Here is a 22,138-nt window from a genome sequence, read left to right as displayed (position 1 = left end):
ATGGCCTTTCTAGACAAACACGCCATCCTGGAAAAAAGCCCGACACTGCTTTTGACGGCCTCGCTTCTGGTCGTCACGGTCGGCGGGATCGTGGAAATCGCACCGCTTTTCTGGCTCGAAAACACCATCGAAGAGGTGGAAGGAGTGCGGCCCTACAGCCCGCTCGAACTGGCCGGGCGCGACATCTACATCCGCGAAGGCTGCTACGTCTGCCACAGCCAGATGATCCGGCCGATGCGGGACGAGGTCGAGCGCTACGGGCACTATAGCCTCGCCGCCGAAAGCATGTACGACCACCCGTTCCAATGGGGCTCGAAACGGACCGGGCCGGATCTGGCTCGGGTCGGCGGGCGGTATTCCGACGCATGGCATGTGGATCACCTGATGGACCCGCAGTCGGTCGTGCCGGAAAGCGTGATGCCGAAATATGCCTTCCTTGCCGATACTCCGATCGAGGGCGAGCATATCGAGGCGCTGCTGTCGACGCACCGGCTGGTGGGCGTGCCCTATTCGGACGAACAGATCGAAATGGCCGAGGCGGATTTCCGGGTTCAGGCGGATCCGGACGGCGATTGGGACGGGCTCGAAGAGCGCTATCCCGGCGTCGTGATCTCGAACTTCGACGGGCAACCGCAGCTGACCGAGATGGACGCGCTGATCGCCTACCTGCAAATCCTCGGGACGATGGTCGACTTCTCGACCTTCACGCCCGACGCCAGCCGATAGGAGGGGCAGATGGATACCTATTCTCTCCTGCGCCAGATCGCCGACAGCTGGGTTCTGCTGGCCATGTTCGGGTTCTTTGTCGGGGCGGCACTCTGGGCATTCCTGCCCAGCCAAAGCCACGCCCGCGAAGACGCCAGCCAGATCCCGTTCCGCAATGACAAGGCACCCGCTCAAGCAAAACCGGCCCAACCGAAAGGGCAAAGCGATGACTGACAAGAAAATTGACGACACGACCGGGGTCGAAACAACCGGGCACACTTGGGATGGCATCGAGGAATTGAACAACCCGCTGCCGCGCTGGTGGCTCTGGACCTTCTACGCCACCATCATCTGGGGGGTCGGCTACACGATCGCCTACCCGGCCTGGCCGATGATCTCGGGGGCAACCTCCGGCCTGCTCGGGTTCTCCACCCGCGCTGAGGTGGCCAGCGACATTGCGGCGCACGAGGCCGAAAACGCAGACCTCGTCGTTGCGCTCAACGAGGCCGACCTTGCCGTGCTGGCACCGGGCGACGATCTGCACCGCTATGCCAGCGCCCGCGGGGCCTCGGTGTTCCGGGCGCAGTGCAGTCAGTGCCACGGCTCGGGCGCTGCGGGGGCTGTCGGCTATCCCAACCTGCTCGATGACGACTGGCTCTGGGGCGGCGACATCACCGCCATCGAGGCAACGATCCGGCACGGTATCCGCAACGAAACCGACCCCGACGCCCGTTGGTCGCAGATGCCCGCCTACGACGGCATTTTTGAGACCGCCGAGATCGACGCCGTGGTCGAATACGTCGTCAGCCTGTCCGATCCGGAACATGATGCCGCTCTGGCCGCCGAAGGGAGCATACTCTTCGCCGACAACTGCGCGGCCTGCCACGGCGAGAACGCCGAAGGCAACACCGACATGGGTGCGCCGAACCTCGGCGACGCGATCTGGCTCTATGGCCGGGACCGCGACACCCTCGAATACACCGTGCGGAATGCGCGCTTCGGCGTGATGCCTGCATGGGGACAACGGCTCTCCGACGAAGACGTCCGTGCCGTTGCCGTCTACGTCCATTCCCTCGGAGGAGGGGAATAGGACGTTCGCCCGGCCGCCGTTGATCCGGTGGCCGGCGCCCTCGGAGCGGTGATCGCTGATCTCTCCACCGCTCCGGGGCCCTTCCCGCGCCGACGGCCCGGCATGGCACTGGTTTGGGCGCGTCGCGGATTCGTGGTAAGATGCGTCGATCTTTCACTCGTCAGAGGAGATCGAGATGCCACGTGGAACACCCGTAAGATTCACCGATTTCATGCTCGCCCAATGGGGCAAGGGCGGCAAATTCCTTGCCGTGGTTCAGCGCTTCTACGGTGAACTGCGATGGAGCTATACCGTCGCCAACGGCAAATGCGACATCAAGGTTCACGGAGTGCAGCACCGGAGCGGGCGGGTCTCGATGATCGGGCTCCGCTTCGGCGCCTCGATCGGGGTCGGCGTCGGCCCACTGGGCTTCAGCTTCGGGCGGAGCGATACCGTCGAGGTCCATTCCGGCTGGACGACCGAGGTCGATCCCGAAGAGCTATTCGTCAAATGTGCGCAAGGCACCGGTTGCCAAAAGGTCGTGAAAGTCGACATCTTTCGCAACTACGCCTTCACGCAGAGCGACGATCTGACCCTGGGGATCCTCGGCTTCGGACAAAGCATCACGCGCCGGATCACCAACAAGTTGGGGACCGTCTACCTCAAGACGCCCTGCGACGGGGCCTGTTGCCCACCCGAGGGGGTGCAATTCGTCCAGCCCGGACAGATCGCCAACGCCCTGCCGAAAAAGCCGCGCGAGCGGCTGCCCAAGGACACTCCGCCCCCCTGGGAGGTCACCGGGCCACATGTCGATCCTGAACGGGTGCGGTTCAAAACCGACTGACGGCGCAACCAATTGATTCAGATCAAGGCAGCAATCCTGCGGTCGGCCTAGTGAGGGGCAACTCTAGGGAACCAGACATGTCTTCGACACCCAAACTCTACGCCGCCCGCGAACCGATCTTTCCGCGGCGGGTCTCCGGCCGGTTTCGGCGCTTCAAATGGGCGATTCTCGTCGTCACTTTGGGGATTTACTACCTGACCCCTTGGATTCGCTGGGATCGCGGGCCAAGCCTGCCCGATCAGGCGGTGCTGGTGGATATGGCGGGGCGGCGGTTCTACTTCTTCTGGATCGAGATCTGGCCGCACGAATTCTATTTCGTCGCCGGGCTGCTGATCATGGCCGGCTTGGGGCTGTTTCTGTTCACCTCGGCGCTGGGGCGGGTCTGGTGCGGATACACCTGCCCGCAAACCGTCTGGACGGACCTCTTCATCCTCGTGGAACGCTGGATCGAAGGCGACCGGAACGCGCGAGTCCGGCTGCACAGGGCAAACTGGGATGTTCGAAAAGTCCGGCTTCGGCTCACGAAGTGGTTTGTCTGGCTGATGATTGCGGTCGCCACCGGAGGGGCTTGGGTGTTCTACTTCACCGACGCGCCGACGCTGCTGGTTGATTTGGTGCAATTCCAGGCGCATCCCGCTGCCTACATCACCATCGCCATCCTGACCGCGACGACCTTTGTCTTCGGCGGTTTCATGCGTGAGCAGGTCTGCATCTACATGTGTCCGTGGCCACGGATTCAGGCCGCGATGATGGACCCCGACACCATCACCGTCGCCTACCGGGAATGGCGGGGCGAGCCGCGTGGCAAAGGCAACGTGCGCAAGCGCGACCGGCTGGCCGCCGAGAAGGCGGAACGCGAGGTGCGGGCCGCCGGCCCCGGTGGGGCCCGCTATCCTGCGACGCCCTATCCGAACGCGGCCCTTCAGGTTGGCGGCACGCCAAAAATCACCGCAGCCGAGCAGGAGCACGGCGACTGCATCGACTGCATGGCCTGCGTGAACGTCTGCCCGATGGGGATCGACATCCGCGACGGTCAGCAGATGGAATGCATCACCTGTGCGCTCTGCATCGACGCCTGCGACGAGGTGATGGACAAGATCGGCAAGCCGCGCGGTCTGATCGACTATCTCGCGCTGTCCGACGAACCGGCCGAGCGGGCGGGCAACCCGCCCAAGAAGATCTGGCGGCACGTGCTGCGTCCGCGCACGATCCTCTACACGGCGCTTTGGGGGGCCATCGGGCTCGGGTTGGTCTACGCGCTGTTCATTCGGTCCGATATCGAGCTGACGGTCAGCCCGGTGCGCAACCCGACCTATGTGGTGCAATCGGACGGGGCCATCCGCAACATCTATGACGTGCGGCTGCGCAACAAGTCGGGCGAAGACCGGGAATTCCACCTCAGCCTGACAAGTGACGAAACCCTGCGGATCGATCTCGAAGGCGGCGGCAGAGACCTGACGGTCGACGTGCCCGCCAACAGCACCGTCCTGCAGCGTGTCTACGTCACCGCCCGCAGCGAAGATCCCGCCGCCACGATCGACAGCACCGATCTGCGGTTCTGGGTCGAAGATATCACCACCGGCGACCGCGCCAGCCTTGCCACCAATTTCAACGGGAGAGTTCAATGACACGCGAAATCAAAGGGTGGCACGTCTTTGCCGTATTCGCCTTGGCCTTCGGCGTGATCATCACGGTAAACCTGACGCTGGCGGTCAACGCCGTGCGGACGTTTCCGGGGCTGGAGGTCGACAACTCCTACGTCGCCAGCCAGTCCTTTGACGAGGACCGCGCGGCGCAGGTCGCGCTCGGCTGGGACGTGTCGGCCAGCCTCGACGGCGGCACCCTCTCGCTGGTCATCCTGCAAGACGGCCAGCCCATCGCGCCGGTGATCGAAGAGGCTGTCTTTGGCCGGGCCACCAGCGTCGCACAGGACGAGACGCCCGAGTTCACCTTCAACGGCGAGGCGCTTCAGGCCACCGTGCTGCGTGCGGGCGACGTCGCCTCGACGGGCAGCCACGGCAACTGGAACCTGCGGATCAAGGCACGCGCCGACGACGGGACCTTGTTTCAACAACGCATAATCGTGATGATCGCCGAATGACCTACGCTTGCCCCGCCTGCACCGCCGCGCCATTGGCGCAAGAGATGGCCTCCGGCCCGGCGCTGCAATTCTCGCTGCCGACGATCCACTGTGCCGCCTGCATCGGCAAGATCGAACGCGGGCTCAGCACGTTGAACGGCGTGCAATCGGTGCGGGTCAACCTGTCGCTGAAGCGGCTGTCGGTCAGCGGGCCGGTCGATCCGAACGCGGTGCTGACACAGCTCACCGGGCTGGGCTACGAGGCTTATCCGCTGGACCTCGCCGCGCTGAATTCAGCCCGCGACGATCAGGGGCGCGTGTTGCTCACGCGGCTGGCCGTTGCGGGCTTTGCGATGATGAACGTGATGCTGCTGTCGGTCGCGGTCTGGTCCGGGGCCACCGACGCGACGCGCGATCTGTTCCACCTGATCTCGGCCGCCATCGCGCTGCCGGTCGTCGCCTATTCCGGGCAACCGTTCTTTCAGAACGCATGGTCGGCGCTGCGGGTTCGGCGGCTCAACATGGATGTGCCGATCTCACTCGCAATCCTGCTGGCGGCCGGCATGTCGCTGTTCGAGACGCTCAACAGCGGGGCGCACGCCTATTTCGACGCGGCGCTGTCACTGACGTTCTTCCTGCTGATCGGGCGCTACCTCGATCACCAAACGCGCAGCACGGCCCGGTCAGCGGCCAAGGAACTGACCGCACTCGAAGTGCAAACGGCAGAGCGGGTCAGCGGCAACGGAACCCAGACGGTCGCCGTCTCGGCGCTGCAAATCGGTGACGTGGTTTCGGTGCCCTCCGGGGCGCGGGTGCCGGTGGACGGCGTGCTGCTGTCCGACGGCGCGCTGATGGACCGCAGCTTCCTCACCGGGGAAAGCGCCGCCGTCAGCGTCAAGGCCGACGCTCCGCTGCAAGCCGGCGAGATCAATCTCGCCGCACCGCTGCGGCTGCGGGCGACCGCCGTGGGCGAAGACACCACACTCCGGCGTATGGCTGCGATGGTCGAGACCGCCGAAAACAGCCGCAACAGCTACACCGCGCTGGCCGACCGGGCCGCACAGATCTATGCGCCCGCCGTGCATCTGCTGGCCTTGGCGGCCTTTATCGGCTGGGTGGCCTTCTCGGGCGACATCCGGCTCTCGCTCAATATCGCGATTGCGGTTTTGATCATCACCTGCCCCTGCGCGCTGGGGCTGGCCGTGCCCGCAGTCTCGACCGCCGCCGTCAGCCGGCTTTTCTCCGAAGGGGTGCTGGTCAAGCACGGCACCGCCCTCGAACGGCTGGCCGAGGTCGACCACATCACCTTTGACAAGACAGGCACCCTGACACGGCCCGCCGTGGCCCTTCCCGCCGGGATCAGCGCCAAGGATCAAGGCATCGCGCTGGCCCTCGCCCAAGCCTCGCATCACCCGATGTCGCGGGCGTTGGTGACCGCGCTCGACGGGGTCGTCCCGGCAAAGGTCGACCAGATCATAGAAGCCGCCGGACAAGGCGTCACCGGGCAGATCGACGGGCAAACCGTGCGTCTCGGGCGGGGGGCATGGCTCGGGGCGTCCTTCGACGGGCTCGGACTGAGGGTCGGCAACGACGACGCCATCGCCTTCGATACCATCGAGACACTGCGGGAGGGCGTGCAAGAGGCGCTCGGCCAGATCGACCTGCCGGGCGACATCGTCACCGGCGACGCCGACGGCCCGGCGCAGAGGCTGGCCGTGCAAGTCGGCCTGCCGGTCATCGCCAACGCCAGGCCCGATGACAAACTGCGGCACCTGACCGCGCTGGCCGATCAGGGACACCACGTGCTGATGATCGGTGACGGGCTGAACGACACCGTCGCGCTGGCCTCGGCACATGCCTCGATCGCGCCCTCCTCGGCGCTGGACGCATCGCGGAATGCGGCCGATGTGGTGATCCTGAAAGAGGGCTTCGCCATGTTGCCCACGATCCTGCGGGTGGCCCGGGCGACGCGGACGCTCAGCCAGCAAAACTTCACGATCGCCACGGTCTATAACGGCATCGCTATCCCGATCGCGCTGGCCGGTTACGCCACACCGCTCATGGCGGCCTTGGCAATGTCGATCTCGTCGATCACAGTGATCCTGAATTCCCAACGCATGAGGTGGGTCAAATGAACGTGCTTGTTGTGCTCATCCCGGTCTCGCTGATCCTCGGAGGTCTGGGGCTCGCCGGGTTCCTCTGGACCGTGCGGTCCGATCAATACGACGACGACAAAGGCAACGCCGCCCGGATCCTGCTTGACGACTGACACATGTTCCCGGCAAGGGTCACACGGGCACAGGCTGCAAAGCTCCTTCAAGATCTGGTGACCCCGGCAGGATTCGAACCTGCAACCTGCCCCTTAGGAGGGGGCTGCTCTATCCAGTTGAGCCACGGGGCCACGCCAGACTTCCCTAGCAAGGCGCGGGACATCTGACAACCAAGCTCACGCATGCTCTTGGCGCTCACGCCGAGGAAGAGTATCACTGACGCATAGCTATCATGGATGCACCCTGACGTGACCATTCCACCCCGCCGCCCCCTCACTCTGCGCGACGTCTCCGAAGAATCGGGCGTCAGCGAAATGACGGTCAGCCGCGTGCTGCGCGGCAAGGGCGATGTGAGCGAGGCCACGCGGGCGAAAGTGCAGGCGGCGGCCAAGCGGTTGGGCTACGTGCCCAACAAGATCGCCGGATCGCTGGCCTCGAGTCATGTGAACCTCGTCGCGGTCATCATCCCGTCGCTCAAGAACATGGTCTTTCCCGAAGTGCTCGCCGGCGTATCCGAGATCCTCGAGGACACGGACCTGCAACCGGTGGTCGGGGTCACCGACTACCTGCCTGAAAAAGAAGAGAAAGTGCTCTTCGACATGCTGTCGTGGCGGCCCGCCGGTGTGATCATCGCCGGGCTCGAGCATTCCGAGGCGTCGCGGGCGATGCTGGCGCAGGCCAATGTCCCCGTGGTCGAGATCATGGACGTCGACGGACAACCCATCGACGCCTGCGTGGGCATCTCGCATCAGCGGGCCGGGCGGGTGATGGCCGAGGCGATCATCGCCGCAGGCTACTCGCGGATCGGGTTTCTGGGCACCAAGATGCCGCTCGACCACCGGGCGCGGAAACGGTTCGAGGGGCTGACACGGACGCTGGCCAAGGCCGGGATCGAGATTGCGGACCGGGAGTTCTACTCCGGCGGCTCGGCGCTCGCCAAAGGGCGGGAGATGACTCAAACCCTGCTGTCGCGCACGCCGGACCTCGATTTCCTGTATTACTCCAACGACATGATCGGCGCCGGCGGGCTGCTGTATCTGCTGGAGAAAGGCATCGACGTGCCGGGTCAAATCGGGCTTGCCGGGTTCAACGGGGTCGAGTTGCTCGACGGGCTGCCGCGACGGCTGGCCACGATGGATGCCTGCCGACGCGAAATCGGGCAGGCCGCGGCCAAGGTGATCATGTCGCGCATGGGGGACGGGGCCGACGCCATGCCGCTGCTGACGGAGCTGCAGCCCAAGATCGACTTCGGCGATACGCTCAAGCGCGGCTAGAACGGCACCTCTATGGCGACGCCCCGCGCCATCGCCAGATCGACGACCGCGGCGGCCACGGCCAGATCCTGCAACCCCACGCCGGTGCCGTCAAACAGGGTCACCTGTTCGGCGGACGTGCGGCCCGGGGCGGTGCCGTTGATGACCGCGCCCAACTCGGTGATCGCCCCGGCATCCAGATGCCCCGCCGCAACGGCGTGCTGGCACTCGCCGATGGTCACGGCCTGGGCAACCTCATCGGTAAACACCGCCGCTCGGGACACCAGTGACACCCCGACCTCCTGCTTGCCCTTGGTATCGGTCCCCATACAGGCCAGATGGGTGCCGGGGCGCACCTGTGCCGACGTCAGGATCTGCGCAAACGACGAGGTGACCGTGACGATCACATCCGCCTCGGCCCCCAGCCGGTCCAAATCCACCGCCTCGAAGGGCAGGCCCAGATCGGCAGCCGTCCGCGACAAACGGGCGAGCTTCGCCGGATCACGGTTCCATCCAATCACCCGCTCGAAGCCGCGCTCGGCCGCCACGGCACGCATCTGGAACGCGCTCTGATGACCGGCCCCCACAATGCCCAACACCTTGGCATCGGTCCGGGCCAGATGCTTGACCGACACTGCCGCCGCCGCCGCAGTGCGCAGCGCGGTCAGCAAATTGCCCCCCACCAGCGCCCTCGGGCGGCCCGTATCCGGATCAAACAAGACCACGGTCGATTGATGATTGGTCAGCCCCTTCGCCACATTGCCCGGCCAATAGCCGCCCGATTTCAGGCCCAGGTTCAGACCAGCCCGGTCAAATCCGGACTTAAACCCGTATATTGCATCCGCATGGCCGATCGCCTCCCGGATCACCGGGAAATTACGGGCATCGCCCCGCGACATGGCGGCAAACACCTGCTCCACGGCATCAAACGCGGCCTCCGGAGTCATCAAATCGGCAATCGCCGTCTCAGGCACGATCCACATCACGTCTCTCCCGTCATTCGCTTCTTTTGGCCCCAAATACGGCCCCGCCGGAGGCGTCCCCCGGCCGGGCCTCGCGCATCAATAGGCCTTGCCGCGCGCACTCACCGGCCAAAGCGTCTCGACCTTGCCGCCGCGGACCCCGATATACCAATCATGGACATTGCAGGTCGGGTCACAGTGGCCGGGCACAAGGCGCAGCTTGTCGTTCACCTTGAGCACCCCATCCGGGTCGGCAACCACACCATGCTCGTCCGAGCATTTGACATAGGCCACGTCGGTGCGGCCAAAGATCACCGGCAGGCCCGAGTCCACCGATTGCGCCTTGAGGCCGGCGTCCACGATGGCCTTGTCCGCTTTGGCGTGGCTCATCACAGAGGTCAGGATGAACAGCGCATTCTCCCACTCGCCTTGGTCGATCCGCTTGCCGTCCTTGTCGAGGATGCGGCCGTAATCGGCATCCATGAAAGCGTAGGAGCCGCACTGAAGCTCGTTATACACGCCCGACGCGCCCTCGAAGTAGTATGAGCCGGTGCCGCCGCCACCAACGATATCGCACTCGAGGCCCACGGCCTTCAGGCCATCCACGGCGTCTCTCACCTGGGCGACAGCGATCTCGATCTTGGACTTGCGGTCGTCATAGTTGTCGAGGTGCTGCATCGCGCCCTGATAGGCCTGCAGGCCCGCGAACTTGAGGCCATCGGCGGCATCGATCGGACGGGCTATCTCGATGACGGCCTCGGTCGTGGTCACGCCACAACGGCCCGCGCCACAGTCGATTTCCACAAGGCACTCGATCTGCGTGCCATGGCGAACTGCGGCCTCGCTCAGATCGGCCACATTCGCCAGATCATCGACACAGCAGATCGTGCGGGCACCCAGCTTGGGCAAACGGGCAAGGCGGTCGATCTTCACAGGATCGCGCACCTGGTTCGACACCAGCACGTCCTTGATGCCACCACGGGCAAAGACCTCGGCTTCGCTGACCTTCTGGCAGCAGACACCGCATGACCCACCAAGCCGTTCCTGCAGCAGCGCCACATCGACCGATTTGTGCATCTTGCCATGGACACGGTGGCGCACCCCCATCTTCTTGGCAAAGTCGCCCATCTTGGTGATGTTGCGCTCCAGCGCATCCAGATCCAGCACGAGGCAAGGGGTCTGAATGTCGGCCTCGTCCATGCCAGGAATGGCAGGAACGTCATATCCGACCTCAAGGGCGGCAAAGTCGATATCTCTCATGGCATGGTCCTCATAACTGGGTTCGGAAGGGTCGGCGCTCACCAAGGCAAAGCGTCAAGATCGACATTGCCGCCCGTGATGATGACACCCACGCGCTTGCCCGCGAAGGCGTCCTTGTTCTTGAGAATGATCGCCAGCGGCACCGAGCAACTGGCCTCGATGACGATCTTCATCCGTTGCCACGTCAACTTCATCGCGGCGATGATCTCGGCCTCGCTGGCGGTCATGATGTCGGTCACGTGGTTCGACACGAAATGCCATGTCAGCTCCTTGAGCGGCACCTTGAGGCCGTCCGCCACCGTCACAGGGGCATCGTCTGCGATGATATGGCCCGCCTTGAAGCTGCGATAGGCGTCGTCTGCCATTTCCGGCTCGGCGGCGATGATCTTCACCTCCGGGGCCAGCGAGCTCAGCGTCAGACAAGTGCCCGAGATCATCCCGCCGCCGCCGATCGGGGCCACGACCATGTCGAGCCCGTCGGTCTGCTCCAGCAACTCGCGGCTGCAAGTCCCCTGCCCCGCAATCACCCTCGGGTCGTTGTAGGGATGCACAAAGTTGCCGCCCGTCGCAGCCTGCACGTCCGCAAAAACAGCCTCGCGGGACGAGGTCGAAGGCTCGCATTCGGTGATGATCCCGCCATAGCCCCTGACCGCGTCCTTCTTGGCCTGCGGTGCGGTGCGCGGCATGACCACATGGCAAGGAATGCCGCGTCGGCCTGCCGCATAGGACAACGAAAGCGCATGATTGCCCGAGGAATGGGTGCAGACCCCGCGTGCGGCCTCCGCCTCACTCAGGCCAAACACCGCATTCGACGCGCCACGGACCTTGAACGCCCCCGCATTCTGGAAATTCTCGCATTTGAAGAACAACCGCGCGCCCGTCAGCTCGTTCAAATATGAAGACGTCAGGATCGGCGTGCGGTGAATATGCGGCCGGATCCGGTCATGGGCGGCGAGCATATCCTCATAGGTCGGAATTTCCATCACGCCGCATCCTTGGCCACGGCCGCACGCGGTGCCATATACACAGCTTGCGCGGCGGCGACCCCCGAACCGAGCTTCATCGGCAAGCCCAGATCCACCATGCTCATCTCGGCCGTCGCAATCCCCGACAGCATCATCGCATCGGTCAGGCTCCCCAGATGGCCGATGCGGAACACCTTGCCCGCCACCTCGCCAAGGCCGACGCCAAAGGCCATCCCGTATGTCTGGGCCGCACGGGTCACGATGCTGGTTGCGTCAAATCCTTCCGGCGTGCGAATGGCGCTCACACTGTCAGAGTAGAACTCTGGCCGGGTGGCGCACATCTCCAGCCCCCAAGCCTCGACCGCTGCGCGCACGCCATCGGCGATCCGTCGATGGCGGGCAAAGACATTCTCCAAACCCTCCTCGAGCAGCATATCGCAGGCCAGATTCAACCCGTTGATCAGGCCAACGGCGGGCGTATAGGGATAGGCGTTATTGGCATAGGCCTTCTCCATATCGCGGATGTCAAAGAAGGTGCGGGACAGCTTGGCCCACTCAGTCATCGCCATCGCCTTGGCGCTGAATCCCACGATCGCCAGACCGGGGGGCAACATGAATCCCTTCTGCGATCCGGTCACGGCTACATCGACCGACCAGCCGTCAAACTCGAAATTCATCGACCCGACAGAGGACACCCCGTCGACCATCAGCAGAGCCGGATGGCTGGCCGCATCCATCGCCCGGCGCACGGCCGCGATATCCGACAAGACGCCCGTCGCGGTCTCGTTATGGGTGGCAAGCACCGCCTTGATCGCGTGGCCCTTGTCGGCACTCAACGCCGCCTCGATCCGATCTGCCGGAATCCCCTCGCCCCAAGGCACCTCGATGACACGCACGTCGAGGCCGTGGCGCTGGCACATATCGATCCAGCGGTGAGAGAACATGCCATTGCGAGCCATCAGCACCGCATCACCGGGGGACAGAGTGTTTGTGATCGCCGTCTCCCATCCACCGGTGCCGGTGGACGGAAATATGAACACCTCGGCGTCGGCGGATTTCAGAACCTTGCGGACACCGGCAATTGCCGGATGCAGGATCTGGCCAAACAGCGGCGAGCGATGGTCGATCGTCGGCATATCGCAAGCCTTGCGGATCACCTCGGGGATGTTCGTCGGGCCGGGAATAAAGACAGGATTCTGAAAGCTCATGTGGGCTCCTCCTCTGGATGTCTTCTGACTAAGGGGGTGCATCGCGACTCACAATTTTTTTGAAATGATTTTTCGAAAGTCGCGCAGCGCAAAAATCAAAGCCTTGCCAATGGGTTACATTTTTCACATTATGGAAGCGTTTTTCAAATTGGGGAATTTCAGCATGGACGACGGCGATTCCACCCCAAGGCGGACCCGTGGCAGGCCCCGCGATTGGCACGACAAGACCGAGCAAAACACCATCAAATCGCTCGACCGGGCGATGCAGGTGCTCGAACGGCTCGGCGAGCTCGGCGGCACAGGGCTCTCGGCTCTGGCCGATGATCTGGGGCAATCGCCGGCCACGGTCTACCGGGTGCTGGTCACGCTCGAAGGGCGCGGGATCGTGGAGTTCAACAGCACGTCGCAGCTCTGGAACGTCGGAGCGGGGGCGTTCCTGATAGGATCCAGCTTTCTGCGGCGCACCTCGCTGGTCGAGCGGGCGCGTCCCATCCTGCGGGATCTCATGGAGGCGACGGGCGAAACCGCCAATCTCGGGATCGTACAGGAAGGCGCCGTGCTCTTCGTCTCCCAAGTCGAAACCCACGCCACGATCCGGGCGTTCTTTCCGCCGGGCACCATGTCGCCGCTACATGCCTCAGGCATCGGCAAGGCGCTACTCGCACAGATGCCCGATGAGCGGCTGACGCGGCACCTCAAGGCACATCCGCTCACCGCATTCACGCCGCACACGCTGACCCAGAGGGAGGCGCTGATCGCCGATCTGGCCGCCACCCGAACGCGCGGCTATTCCATCGACGCCGAGGAAAAGACGCTCGGTATGCGGTGCATCGCCGCCCCGATCTTCGACGTGCATGGCGAGGCCGTGGCCGGGCTGTCGGTCTCCGGGCCAACCAGCCGGGTCGAACCTTCGGCCACGCCGCGACTGGGGGCGCAGGTCATTCAGGCCGCACAGGCTCTGACACGGGCAATGGGCGGGCACGCTCGGCACGGCTCCACTGCACCGCCAGAATCCCCGCCGCGATGATCGCCACGCCCACGACGTCGAGCAGGCCGAGCGTTTCGCCCAAAAGGATCGCCGCAATGGCGACGCCAAAGAACGGGTTGAGAAAGTGGAACGTCGCGGCCTTCACGGCGCCGATCCGGCCGACCAGCCAGAACCAGACCAAGGTCGCCAGCAATCCCGGAACGAGGGCGGTATAGGCAAACGCCACGATCAGCTGCCAGGACCATGTCACGTCGAACGGCTCCCAGACCAGCGCAGGCACCGCCAGAACGGCCGATCCCACGAACATCTGCAACCCGACGATCATCAACAGATTGCCACCCGACGAGGCGCCCCTGACGGCCATCGTCGCCGCGGTCAGGGCCACAACACCCAAGACGCACAGCGCCACGCCGGTCATGTCGACGCCGCCCTGCAAACGGGCGCCCATGATCAGTGTCACGCCGACGAAGCCCACGATCAAACCGGCCAAAGCCAATGGACGGGGGCGGTCGGCCAGAAACAGCCAGCCCGCCACGGCGACCATCAGCGGCATGGTCGAGGCAATGATCGACGCCAGACCCGCTTCGATGGTCTGCATGGCGACGAAGTTCATGCCCAGATAGAGCGCGTTCTGACAGATGCCAAAGACGATCACACCGCGCCATTGTGCGCGGGTCAGCCGGGCGGTCTGGCCCATGGCAAAGGCGACGCCCACGCCAATCAGACCCGAGATCAGAAAGCGCAGCGCCAGCGTCGTCAGCGGCGGAGCGTATTCGACGATGACGCGGGCCGAGGTAAAGGCCGACGACCACATCAGCGCAAAGGCCAGGCCCATCGCGATCGCTTTGAAATCCATTTGTGCCAATCCTTGCCGCGCCGGGGTCAAATCTTCCCCGACCCTGAAGATACCAAGGTCATGCGGTTCGCAAGGGCCGGCACGTCGGTCGGCGGCATTTACAGGTCGAGCGCATCCAATTTCGCATAGCTCGCTTCCATGCCGTCCTCCATGCCGCTGGCCAGCATCGCGGCGCGGTCTTCGGGGGTCGGCAGGGTCATGGTCACGACGACCAGCGTCCCCGAGTCCTCGGTGGCGGTGAATTCGGTCAGGACCTCGTTCTCGGGCGACGGATCGGGCATGTGCATGATCTCGGTATGGCGCAAACGGGAATGCGGGATCACCTCCTTGTAGGTGCCGGTGACGCGCATCGTCGCCCCCGCCGGACCGGCCCATTCGAACCGGATCGCGCCGCCGGGCTTCGGATCGGACTCGCAGACCGACATCGTCCAACCGGGCGGGCCGAACATCCACTTGCGAAGCAACTCGGCGTCGATATGAGCCCGGAAGACCGCTTCGGGCGCGGCGCGAAACCGGCGACGGACGATGACGCTCTTCTCGCCATCGGTCTCTATCGAGAGTTTGGTCATGTCTTTGGCTCCTGTGATTGCAGATCGTTCAGAACAGCGTCCAGCCGGTCGTAATTGGCGGCGTAGATGCGGCGGACGTGGTCGAGCCAGTCCTCCAGCGCGCCCAGCGTGTCCGGGGCCAGCCGACAGGGACGCCGATTTCCGTCGACGCGGCGCAGGATCAGACCCGCGTCCTCCAGCACCTTGAGGTGACGCGAGATCGAGGGCTGCGACATCAAGAACGGGGCGGCGATCTCCGACACCGTCGCTTCGCCCTCCGCGAGCCGGGCCAGAATCGCGCGGCGGGTCGGGTCGGAAAGCGCCGCGAATGTCCTGTCCAGAGCCTGAGCCATCACCAAACCTATATTTGCTTTTAGCTATATAGCACATGATGCATATTGCTGTAAACCGACCCGGCCCGGCCTCAAGGCACGACCGCAACGAAAAAGGGCCGCCCGAAGGCGACCCTTAAGTCTGACGACGTGTGCGGGATTAGCCGTTCACGCTGTCCTTGAGAGCCTTGGCGATGGTCATCTTGACCACCTTGTCGGCCTCTTTCTTGATCTGCTCGCCGGTGGCGGGGTTGCGCACCATGCGCTCGGGGCGCTCGCGGCAGTAAATCTTGCCCACGCCGGGCAGGGTCACTGCGCCACCGCTCGATACTTCGTCGGTGATGATCGCAACGACGGCTTCCAATGCGGCGCCAGCGGATTTTTTGTCGGTATCCATTTTCTCGGACAGGGCAGTGACAAGCTGCGCCTTGGTCATTGGTGATTTAGCCATTCTTTTGGTCTCCCTTGTCGTACCCCGCCATTGGGGCTCTGCTCGTGCTGTTCCACGCTATGTTGTATAGGCACACAACGAATTGGGGCGCATTGCAAGGGAAAACAGCACGATTTGTGTTGTTTTCACTGATTTCACAGGAAAGCAGTCTCTTCAAAGCTACGCAACTTGCGGCTGTGGATGCGTTCCAGCGGCATTTCGCGCAAACGCTCCATCGCCCGGATCCCGATCATCAAGTGGCGCGAGACCTGCGTCTTGTAGAAACTAGAGGCCATTCCGGGGAGTTTCAACTCGCCATGAAGCGGCTTGTCGCTGACGCACAACAGAGTGCCGTAGGGAACGCGAAAGCGGAAACCGTTGGCGGCAATCGTGGCGCTTTCCATGTCGAGGGCAACGGCGCGGGACTGGCTCAGGCGCTGGACCGGGCCACGTTGATCGCGAAGCTCCCAGTTGCGGTTGTCGAGGCTGGCGACGGTGCCGGTGCGCATGATGCGCTTGAGCTCATAGCCCTCCAGCTCGGTCACCTCGGCCACGGCGTTCTCAAGGGCGATCTGGATCTCGGCCAGCGGCGGGATCGGCACCCAGACCGGCAGATCGTCGTCGAGCACCTTGTCTTCGCGCAGATAGGCATGGGCGAGGACGAAATCGCCAAGGCGCTGGCTGTTGCGCAGGCCGGCGCAGTGGCCCACCATCAGCCAAGCATGCGGGCGGAGCACGGCGATGTGGTCGGTCGCGGTCTTGGCATTGGACGGGCCGACACCGATGTTGACCAACGTGATCCCCGCGCCGCCCTTGCGGGTCAGGTGATAGGTCGGCATCTGCGGCATCTTGGGCGGCGCAGGCATCGGGGCATCCGGATCGGTGATCACGACGTTACCGGGACCGACAAAGCTGATGTAGCCGCTGTCGGGATCGGCCAGCATCTTGCGACCGTAGGCCTCGAATTCCTCGACATAGAACTGATAGTTGGTGAACAGCACGTGGTTCTGGAAATGATCCGGCGTGGTAGCGGTGTAATGGGCCAGCCGGGCCAGCGAATAGTCGATGCGCTGCGCGGTGAACGGGGCGAGCGGCACCGATCCGTCGCCATATTGAAAGCCGTCGCCATTGACGATGTCGTCGTTCGTCGTCGCCAGATCGGGCACGTCGAAGACATCGCGCAAGCTGAACTCCATCGCGCCCTCTTGGGGCACCGACACTTCGGCATCGCCGGCCACGGCGAAATGGACCGGCATCGGCGTGTCGGACATGCCGATCACCACGGGCTCGTGGTGGTTCTGGATCAAGAGCTGGATCTGCTGGGTCAGGTAATGAGCAAACAGATCCGGGCGGGTGATGGTCGTGGAATAGACGCCCGGCTGGGCGACATGGCCGAAACTCAACCGGCTGTCAGTGATGTCAAAGGTCGAGGTGGTCAGGCGAATCTCGGGGTAGTAGGCGCGGATACGGCCTTCGGGGCGGCCGGTGGCGATGGCCGCCGAGAATTGCTCGGACAGGAACCGGACCGACAGATCGTAGAGCTCGCGGAGGCGCTCCACGGCGGCGGCGGCATCGGTAAAGGCCTCCGGTGCGGGGGTGGTGGGGGTCAGTATGCGTGTTGTGTTTTCTATCTTCATCATTCCATCGTCATAAAATCAGGTGTGTTGAGAAACCCCTGCGGCGCCGAAGGCGCGGATCGCAGGGGCCGTGTCTCCGCCCGGCGGGCGCACAGGGCGCTGGCCGGGTCGGTTCATTTCGGAGCCTCAAACAGATCGGTCAGCTCGAACTTGGTCACATCCACAAGGCCCAGATCGCTGATGCGAAGCTCGGGGATGACGACGAGAGCGAGCAGCGAATGCTGCATATAGGCGTTGTTCAGGGTGCAGCCACACTCGGCCATGGCGGCGATCATCTGGTCGGCCATGGCGGCCACATCGACCGCCGGGCTGTCGGACATCAGGCCCGCGATGGGCAGGGGCACGAGGGCCAGTTCCGCCCCGTCCTTCCACACGGTGATGCCACCGCCCACCTCACCCAGACGATTGGCGGCCTCGGCCATCATCTCCTGGCTGGTGCCGACCACGATCATGTGGTGGCTGTCATGGGCGACGGTCGAGGCAATCGCCATCTCGCCCTCATAGCCAAAGCCGCTGACAAACCCGTTGACCACATCACCGGTCGCGCGGTGGCGCTCGACCAGCGCGATCTGGCAGACCTCGCCGGTGGCCTGCACCCGGCCTTCGGTGACGGGCAGCTCATAGGTCAGCGCCTTGGTCGGGGCCTGGTTCTCGACCACCCCGATGACCTTGGCGGTCACCGCAATTGCCCCTTCGGGGGCTGCAATGGCAAAATCCTGCGCCGTGAGTTTTTTGCCAAGATGAACAGTCTGCCGGGCGCTTTCGGGCCAATCGTAGTGCGGGCATTGGGCGATCCGGGTTCCGGCCTCGGCCACGCGGACGCCGCGGGCAAACACCACCTCGATGGGCAGGGTCCGCAGATCAGACGTCAGGATCACATCGGCGCGGCGGCCCGGGGCGATGCTGCCCAATTCGCGCTCCAGCCCGAAATGGGTGGCGGTGTTGACCGTCGCCATCTGCAGCGCGATCAGCGGGTCGCAGCCGCACTCGATCGCGTGCCGGACCACCCGGTTCATATGGCCGTCGTTAACCAGCGTGCCGGAATGGCAATCGTCGGTGCACAGGATGAAGTTGCGCGGATCGAGGCCCTTTTCGGTGATCGCGGTGATCTGGGTTTCCACGTCATACCATGCCGACCCGAGGCGCATCATCGAGCGCATGCCCTGCCGGACACGGGCGATGGCATCGGCCTCGGCGGTGCCTTCGTGATCGTCGGCAGCCCCTCCGGCGGCATAGGCGTGAAAGCCGATCCCCCGGTCGGGCGAGGCATAGTGGCCGCCCACGGTCTTGCCGGCGGCCATCGTCGCGGCCATCTCGGCCAGCATCTGCGGATCGCCGTTGATCACGCCGGGGAAATTCATCATCTCGCCCAGCCCGATGATGCCCGGCCAGGTCATTGCCTCGGCGACGTCCTCGGCGGTGATCTCGAACCCGGTGGTCTCAAGACCCGGCGCGGAGGGGGCGCAGCTCGGCATCTGGGTGAAGATGTTGACCGGCTGCATCAGCGCCTCGTCATGCATCATCCGCACACCGGCAAGGCCAAGGACGTTGGCGATCTCGTGAGGGTCGGTGAACATGGTGGTCGTGCCATGCGGGATCACGGCGGCGGCGAATTCGGCGGGGGTGAGCATCCCGCTTTCGATATGCATATGGCCGTCGCACAGACCGGGGATCAGATAGCGGCCCTCGGCCTCGACCACCTCGGTCTGCGGCCCGATGCAATGAGAGGCATCGGGGCCGACATAGGCAAACCGGCCAGAGGCCACGGCCACCTGCCAGCCCTCCAGAATTTCGCGGGATTGCACGTTGACCAACAGGCCACCGCGGATGACCAGATCGGCCGGGGCGCGACCGGCGGCGACCTCGACCAGTTTCGGGGCCGCTTCGGCCCATGTTTTGACGGCGTTTTCCATTTCCGAATATCACACCAGTTGTGCGACAGGAGCAAGACGCCACCGCACTCTATCGGCACTTTGTGCCGAAATCCGTCAGGTCACATTTCAATCATGTGCAAACAACGGGCTTTCCATCTGCAATCGCACCTCGGATGGGGCGGGCGCCGGAAGGCTACATATCCATGATCGGGGCGACTTCGACCGAGCCGGAGCCGTCCTTGACCATCGGGCAGCCCTTGGCGATCTCGCAGGCGGCGGCGTGGTCGGCGGCCTCGACGACGGTAAAGCCGGAGCTTGGGTTCGACCCGCCGTCCTCGGCAATGCCGCTGCCGGAGACGGTGTGCGACATGCCGACAGCGCCGCCGGGATCGGCAAGGGCAGCGCCCATGCCCTCATACCAGGCGCCCCAATCGGCCATCATCTTCTCACCCTCTTCGGGGGTCTCCGGCATGCCGCCGCCGTGATAAACGAACAAGAATTTAGGCATGATACTCTCCTGATTGTTGTTCAGGGGTCCAGTAGGCGCGCTGCGGAGCGCATCGGTCAAGCTATTTGACATTGGCGCGGCCCGCCGCCTAGCTGGGCAAATCACGCCAGAAATGTCGGAAAACGGCAGGACGCCGGGGCCATCGGGGGCCTAGGCTACCGCCATCGCAAGGAGACCACACCATGGACGGACAACAGCAGACCGGGGCAAATATCGAGCACTGGCAAGAGCGGGTCGACCTTGCGGCCGCCTTTCGCTGGACCGCCCGGCTGAACATGCACGAAGCCGTGGCCAACCACTTCTCACTGGCGATCAACGACAGCGGAACGCGGTTCCTGATGAACCCGAACCAGATGCATTTCGCGCGGATCAAGGCGTCGGACATGATCGTGGTGGATGCCGAGGATCCGGAAACGCTGTCCGGGCCGAACGCGCCCGACCCCACCGCATGGGGGCTGCACGGCGGGATCCACAGGCACGTGCCGCATGCGCGGTGCGCGATGCACTGTCATTCGATCTTTGCCACGGTGTTGGCCAGCCTCGCGGACAGCCGACTGCCGCCGATCGATCAGAACTGCGCGACGTTCTATGACCGGATCGTCATCGACGACGGCTACGGCGGGCTGGCCTTCGAGGACGAAGGGGAACGCTGCGCGGCGCTGTTCACCGATCCGAAAAAGAGGGTGATGGTGATGGGCAACCACGGGGTGCTGGTGATCGGCGCGACCGTGGCCGAGACGTTCAACCGGCTCTACTACTTCGAGCGAGCGGCCGAGACCTATATCCGGGCGCTGCAAACCGGACAGCCGCTGCGTGTGCTACCGGACGACGTGGCCGAAAAGACGGCACGAGAGCTCGAGGACTATCCCGAACAGGACGCGCGGCACCTGGGCGAGCTCAAAGCGATCCTCGACGACGAGGGGTCGGACTATGCGCGCTAGGGGCATCCGATGACCAGCTTCGGGCTGACCGACGAACACCAGATGATCGCGCAAACCGTGCGGCGGTTCGTCGAACACGAGATCTATCCGCACGAGGCCGAGGTCGAACGGACCGGGGTGGTGCCGCCGGAGCTCGCCGCCGAGATCAAGCGCAAGACCATCGAAATGGGCTTTTACGCCTGCAACTTTCCCGAAAGCGTCGGCGGGGCCGGGCTCAACCACCTCGAATTCGCGATCGTCGAGAGAGAGCTCGGACGCGGATCGATGGCGCTCAACCACTTCTTCGGGCGGCCACAGAACATCCTGATGGCCTGCAAAGGCGACCAGATAGAGCGATACCTGCTGCCCGCGGTGCGGGGCGAGCGGATGGACGCGCTCGCGATGACCGAACCGGGGGCGGGCTCGGACGTGCGCGGCATGAAATGCAGCGCCCAGCGGGACGGCGGCGATTGGGTGGCGAACGGCACCAAGCATTTCATCTCCGGCGCTGAGCACGCCGATTTCGTCATCGTCTTCATGGCGACGGGCGAGGATCAGACCCCAAAGGGGCCGAAGAAGCGGATCACCACCTTTCTGGTCGACCGGGGAACGCCGGGGTTCACGATTCGCGAAGGGTATAAATCGGTCAGCCACCGCGGCTACAAGAATATGATCCTCGATTTCGACGACTGCCGGCTGAGCGACGCCCAGGTGTTGGGCGAGGTCGACGGCGGCTTCGAGGTCATGAACGAATGGCTCTACGCCACGCGGATCACGGTGGCCACGATGTGCGTCGGCCGGGCGCGGCGGGTGTTCGACTACGCACTGGACTACGCGGCGACGCGGGAGCAGTTCGGACAGCCGATCGGCAAATTCCAGGGGGTCAGCTTTCAACTCGCCGACATGATCACCGAGATCGACGCCGCCGACCTGCTGACCCTCGCGGCGGCCGACCGGCTCGACAAAGGGCTGCCGGCCAACCGGGAAATCGCCTCCGCCAAACTCTACGCTTCCGAGATGCTGGCGCGGGTCACCGATGCGGCGATCCAGATCCACGGCGGCATGGGGCTGATGGACGACTACCCGCTGGAACGGTTCTGGCGGGACGCGCGGGTCGAGCGGATCTGGGACGGCACCAGCGAAATCCAGAGACACATCATCAGCCGTGATCTCTTGCGGGCACTGGGGGCCTGACGCTCTTGGCCCCCGCCGCGCCCAGTTCCGGTTTCGACGGCTTGACGCCGCCGACAGGAGCGAGAGGCCAGCCTCTCGCGCTCTCCGGGATATTTTTGACCCAAAGAAGCAACGCTTCGTTAACTAGAATCGGGGACGCTTCTCATGCGGAACAGGCGGGGACGCCGATGGCCGTACCCAGAGAAGCCCCCCGGTATCTGGAACGGCCGGGGGGTATTTCTGCCTCTGCCTTCTT

At 64.2% G+C, this 22,138-nt stretch carries 23 protein-coding genes and 1 tRNA gene; 12 read left to right on the top strand and 12 right to left on the bottom strand.

Annotated elements, in window-relative coordinates:
• The 8 genes from ccoO to ccoS all read left to right on the top strand — a co-directional run bounded on the left by ccoO (position 1) and on the right by ccoS (position 6,967).
• Positions 1–726 (top strand): cytochrome-c oxidase, cbb3-type subunit II, encoded by a 726-nt coding sequence (ccoO, locus tag LOM8899_RS12145; RefSeq protein ID WP_093992490.1) that lies wholly within the window; start codon positions 1–3, stop codon positions 724–726.
• 9 nt (positions 727–735) lie between these two features.
• On the top strand, positions 736–939 hold the full coding sequence (locus tag LOM8899_RS12140; protein WP_093992489.1) for a cbb3-type cytochrome c oxidase subunit 3: 204 nt from the start codon (positions 736–738) through the stop codon (positions 937–939).
• Positions 932–1,795: a cytochrome-c oxidase, cbb3-type subunit III gene (ccoP, locus tag LOM8899_RS12135; RefSeq protein WP_093992488.1), complete on the top strand. Its 864-nt coding sequence runs from the start codon at positions 932–934 to the stop codon at positions 1,793–1,795. The genes LOM8899_RS12140 and ccoP overlap by 8 nt, the downstream gene beginning before the upstream one ends.
• A 175-nt stretch (positions 1,796–1,970) precedes the next feature.
• On the top strand, positions 1,971–2,618 hold the full coding sequence (locus tag LOM8899_RS12130) for a hypothetical protein (RefSeq protein ID WP_133065024.1): 648 nt from the start codon (positions 1,971–1,973) through the stop codon (positions 2,616–2,618).
• Positions 2,619–2,695: 77 nt separating this feature from the next.
• Positions 2,696–4,246: a cytochrome c oxidase accessory protein CcoG gene (ccoG, locus tag LOM8899_RS12125; RefSeq protein ID WP_093992486.1), complete on the top strand. Its 1,551-nt coding sequence runs from the start codon at positions 2,696–2,698 to the stop codon at positions 4,244–4,246.
• Positions 4,243–4,719 carry a FixH family protein gene (locus LOM8899_RS12120; protein WP_093992485.1) on the top strand — a complete coding sequence of 159 codons (477 nt, stop codon included), beginning with the start codon at positions 4,243–4,245 and terminating at the stop codon, positions 4,717–4,719. The genes ccoG and LOM8899_RS12120 overlap by 4 nt, the downstream gene beginning before the upstream one ends.
• Positions 4,716–6,833: a heavy metal translocating P-type ATPase gene (locus tag LOM8899_RS12115; RefSeq protein ID WP_093992484.1), complete on the top strand. Its 2,118-nt coding sequence runs from the start codon at positions 4,716–4,718 to the stop codon at positions 6,831–6,833. The genes LOM8899_RS12120 and LOM8899_RS12115 overlap by 4 nt, the downstream gene beginning before the upstream one ends.
• Entirely contained in the window at positions 6,830–6,967 is a 138-nt protein-coding gene (gene ccoS / locus LOM8899_RS12110; protein ID WP_093992483.1) for a cbb3-type cytochrome oxidase assembly protein CcoS, read from the top strand. The genes LOM8899_RS12115 and ccoS overlap by 4 nt, the downstream gene beginning before the upstream one ends.
• A gap of 55 nt (positions 6,968–7,022) precedes the next feature.
• On the opposite strand, the gene LOM8899_RS12105 is transcribed toward ccoS, so the two are convergent.
• Positions 7,023–7,099: transfer RNA gene (locus LOM8899_RS12105), tRNA-Arg, on the bottom strand.
• 117 nt (positions 7,100–7,216) lie between these two features.
• Here LOM8899_RS12105 and LOM8899_RS12100 point away from each other — a divergent pair.
• Positions 7,217–8,242 (top strand): LacI family DNA-binding transcriptional regulator, encoded by a 1,026-nt coding sequence (locus LOM8899_RS12100; protein ID WP_281253227.1) that lies wholly within the window; start codon positions 7,217–7,219, stop codon positions 8,240–8,242.
• Here the strand turns inward: LOM8899_RS12100 and bhcD are convergent.
• The 4 genes from bhcD to bhcA form a co-directional block, all read right to left on the bottom strand.
• Positions 8,239–9,204, bottom strand: coding sequence for an iminosuccinate reductase BhcD (bhcD, locus tag LOM8899_RS12095; protein ID WP_093992481.1), 966 nt, complete (start codon positions 9,202–9,204; stop codon positions 8,239–8,241). The two genes, LOM8899_RS12100 and bhcD, sit on opposite strands and share 4 nt — an antisense overlap.
• A 78-nt stretch (positions 9,205–9,282) precedes the next feature.
• Positions 9,283–10,443: a 3-hydroxy-D-aspartate aldolase BhcC gene (gene bhcC / locus LOM8899_RS12090; protein ID WP_093992480.1), complete on the bottom strand. Its 1,161-nt coding sequence runs from the start codon at positions 10,441–10,443 to the stop codon at positions 9,283–9,285.
• A gap of 38 nt (positions 10,444–10,481) precedes the next feature.
• Entirely contained in the window at positions 10,482–11,426 is a 945-nt protein-coding gene (bhcB, locus tag LOM8899_RS12085; RefSeq protein WP_093992479.1) for a beta-hydroxyaspartate dehydratase BhcB, read from the bottom strand.
• Positions 11,426–12,616, bottom strand: coding sequence for an L-aspartate--glyoxylate aminotransferase BhcA (gene bhcA / locus LOM8899_RS12080; protein WP_093992478.1), 1,191 nt, complete (start codon positions 12,614–12,616; stop codon positions 11,426–11,428). Before bhcA ends, bhcB begins: the two co-directional genes overlap by 1 nt.
• 163 nt (positions 12,617–12,779) lie before the next feature.
• Between bhcA and bhcR the strand changes: the two genes are divergently transcribed.
• Positions 12,780–13,643 carry an HTH-type transcriptional regulator BhcR gene (gene bhcR, locus LOM8899_RS12075; RefSeq protein WP_093992672.1) on the top strand — a complete coding sequence of 288 codons (864 nt, stop codon included), beginning with the start codon at positions 12,780–12,782 and terminating at the stop codon, positions 13,641–13,643.
• Here the strand turns inward: bhcR and LOM8899_RS12070 are convergent.
• From LOM8899_RS12070 to LOM8899_RS12040, 7 genes are all read right to left on the bottom strand, one after another.
• Positions 13,555–14,460, bottom strand: coding sequence for a DMT family transporter (locus LOM8899_RS12070; RefSeq protein ID WP_093992477.1), 906 nt, complete (start codon positions 14,458–14,460; stop codon positions 13,555–13,557). The genes bhcR and LOM8899_RS12070 overlap by 89 nt on opposite strands.
• 98 nt (positions 14,461–14,558) lie before the next feature.
• Complete coding sequence (locus LOM8899_RS12065; protein WP_093992476.1) at positions 14,559–15,029, bottom strand: SRPBCC domain-containing protein; 471 nt, start codon at positions 15,027–15,029, stop codon at positions 14,559–14,561.
• Positions 15,026–15,361 (bottom strand): ArsR/SmtB family transcription factor, encoded by a 336-nt coding sequence (locus tag LOM8899_RS12060; RefSeq protein ID WP_211096197.1) that lies wholly within the window; start codon positions 15,359–15,361, stop codon positions 15,026–15,028. The genes LOM8899_RS12065 and LOM8899_RS12060 overlap by 4 nt, the downstream gene beginning before the upstream one ends.
• Before the next feature lie 139 nt (positions 15,362–15,500).
• On the bottom strand, positions 15,501–15,791 hold the full coding sequence (locus LOM8899_RS12055) for an HU family DNA-binding protein (RefSeq protein ID WP_093992475.1): 291 nt from the start codon (positions 15,789–15,791) through the stop codon (positions 15,501–15,503).
• 134 nt (positions 15,792–15,925) lie between these two features.
• Positions 15,926–17,407: an AMP nucleosidase gene (locus LOM8899_RS12050; RefSeq protein ID WP_093992670.1), complete on the bottom strand. Its 1,482-nt coding sequence runs from the start codon at positions 17,405–17,407 to the stop codon at positions 15,926–15,928.
• Between the two features lie 113 nt (positions 17,408–17,520).
• On the bottom strand, positions 17,521–19,320 hold the full coding sequence (ade, locus tag LOM8899_RS12045; RefSeq protein WP_093992474.1) for an adenine deaminase: 1,800 nt from the start codon (positions 19,318–19,320) through the stop codon (positions 17,521–17,523).
• Between the two features lie 154 nt (positions 19,321–19,474).
• Complete coding sequence (locus LOM8899_RS12040; protein ID WP_093992669.1) at positions 19,475–19,789, bottom strand: YciI family protein; 315 nt, start codon at positions 19,787–19,789, stop codon at positions 19,475–19,477.
• A 182-nt stretch (positions 19,790–19,971) separates the two neighbouring features.
• On the opposite strand from LOM8899_RS12040, the gene LOM8899_RS12035 reads away from it, so the two are divergent.
• On the top strand, positions 19,972–20,730 hold the full coding sequence (locus LOM8899_RS12035) for a class II aldolase and adducin N-terminal domain-containing protein (RefSeq protein WP_093992473.1): 759 nt from the start codon (positions 19,972–19,974) through the stop codon (positions 20,728–20,730).
• 9 nt (positions 20,731–20,739) lie between these two features.
• Positions 20,740–21,903 carry an acyl-CoA dehydrogenase family protein gene (locus LOM8899_RS12030; protein ID WP_093992472.1) on the top strand — a complete coding sequence of 388 codons (1,164 nt, stop codon included), beginning with the start codon at positions 20,740–20,742 and terminating at the stop codon, positions 21,901–21,903.
• Positions 21,904–22,138 lie beyond the last annotated feature (235 nt).

Origin of the sequence: Flavimaricola marinus (assembly GCF_900184895.1) — a bacterium.
Lineage (GTDB): Bacteria > Pseudomonadota > Alphaproteobacteria > Rhodobacterales > Rhodobacteraceae > Flavimaricola > Flavimaricola marinus.
This window is presented reverse-complemented; position numbering and strand designations above follow the sequence as displayed.

What these genes read in the sequence shown, in the direction of transcription:
- LOM8899_RS12050 (WP_093992670.1), bottom strand. Translation starts at nt 17,407, where the DNA reads ATGAAGATAGAAAACACAACACGCATACTGACCCCCACCACCCCCGCA.
- LOM8899_RS12065 (WP_093992476.1), bottom strand. Translation starts at nt 15,029, where the DNA reads ATGACCAAACTCTCGATAGAGACCGATGGCGAGAAGAGCGTCATCGTC.
- LOM8899_RS12115 (WP_093992484.1), top strand. Translation starts at nt 4,716, where the DNA reads ATGACCTACGCTTGCCCCGCCTGCACCGCCGCGCCATTGGCGCAAGAG.
- ccoS (WP_093992483.1), top strand. Translation starts at nt 6,830, where the DNA reads ATGAACGTGCTTGTTGTGCTCATCCCGGTCTCGCTGATCCTCGGAGGT.
- bhcB (WP_093992479.1), bottom strand. Translation starts at nt 11,426, where the DNA reads ATGGAAATTCCGACCTATGAGGATATGCTCGCCGCCCATGACCGGATC.
- LOM8899_RS12130 (WP_133065024.1), top strand. Translation starts at nt 1,971, where the DNA reads ATGCCACGTGGAACACCCGTAAGATTCACCGATTTCATGCTCGCCCAA.
- ccoG (WP_093992486.1), top strand. Translation starts at nt 2,696, where the DNA reads ATGTCTTCGACACCCAAACTCTACGCCGCCCGCGAACCGATCTTTCCG.
- bhcD (WP_093992481.1), bottom strand. Translation starts at nt 9,204, where the DNA reads ATGTGGATCGTGCCTGAGACGGCGATTGCCGATTTGATGACTCCGGAG.
- bhcC (WP_093992480.1), bottom strand. Translation starts at nt 10,443, where the DNA reads ATGAGAGATATCGACTTTGCCGCCCTTGAGGTCGGATATGACGTTCCT.
- LOM8899_RS12040 (WP_093992669.1), bottom strand. Translation starts at nt 19,789, where the DNA reads ATGCCTAAATTCTTGTTCGTTTATCACGGCGGCGGCATGCCGGAGACC.
- ade (WP_093992474.1), bottom strand. Translation starts at nt 19,320, where the DNA reads ATGGAAAACGCCGTCAAAACATGGGCCGAAGCGGCCCCGAAACTGGTC.
- bhcR (WP_093992672.1), top strand. Translation starts at nt 12,780, where the DNA reads ATGGACGACGGCGATTCCACCCCAAGGCGGACCCGTGGCAGGCCCCGC.
- ccoO (WP_093992490.1), top strand. Translation starts at nt 1, where the DNA reads ATGGCCTTTCTAGACAAACACGCCATCCTGGAAAAAAGCCCGACACTG.
- LOM8899_RS12060 (WP_211096197.1), bottom strand. Translation starts at nt 15,361, where the DNA reads ATGGCTCAGGCTCTGGACAGGACATTCGCGGCGCTTTCCGACCCGACC.
- LOM8899_RS12070 (WP_093992477.1), bottom strand. Translation starts at nt 14,460, where the DNA reads ATGGATTTCAAAGCGATCGCGATGGGCCTGGCCTTTGCGCTGATGTGG.
- bhcA (WP_093992478.1), bottom strand. Translation starts at nt 12,616, where the DNA reads ATGAGCTTTCAGAATCCTGTCTTTATTCCCGGCCCGACGAACATCCCC.
- LOM8899_RS12035 (WP_093992473.1), top strand. Translation starts at nt 19,972, where the DNA reads ATGGACGGACAACAGCAGACCGGGGCAAATATCGAGCACTGGCAAGAG.
- ccoP (WP_093992488.1), top strand. Translation starts at nt 932, where the DNA reads ATGACTGACAAGAAAATTGACGACACGACCGGGGTCGAAACAACCGGG.
- LOM8899_RS12140 (WP_093992489.1), top strand. Translation starts at nt 736, where the DNA reads ATGGATACCTATTCTCTCCTGCGCCAGATCGCCGACAGCTGGGTTCTG.
- LOM8899_RS12055 (WP_093992475.1), bottom strand. Translation starts at nt 15,791, where the DNA reads ATGGCTAAATCACCAATGACCAAGGCGCAGCTTGTCACTGCCCTGTCC.
- LOM8899_RS12030 (WP_093992472.1), top strand. Translation starts at nt 20,740, where the DNA reads ATGACCAGCTTCGGGCTGACCGACGAACACCAGATGATCGCGCAAACC.
- LOM8899_RS12120 (WP_093992485.1), top strand. Translation starts at nt 4,243, where the DNA reads ATGACACGCGAAATCAAAGGGTGGCACGTCTTTGCCGTATTCGCCTTG.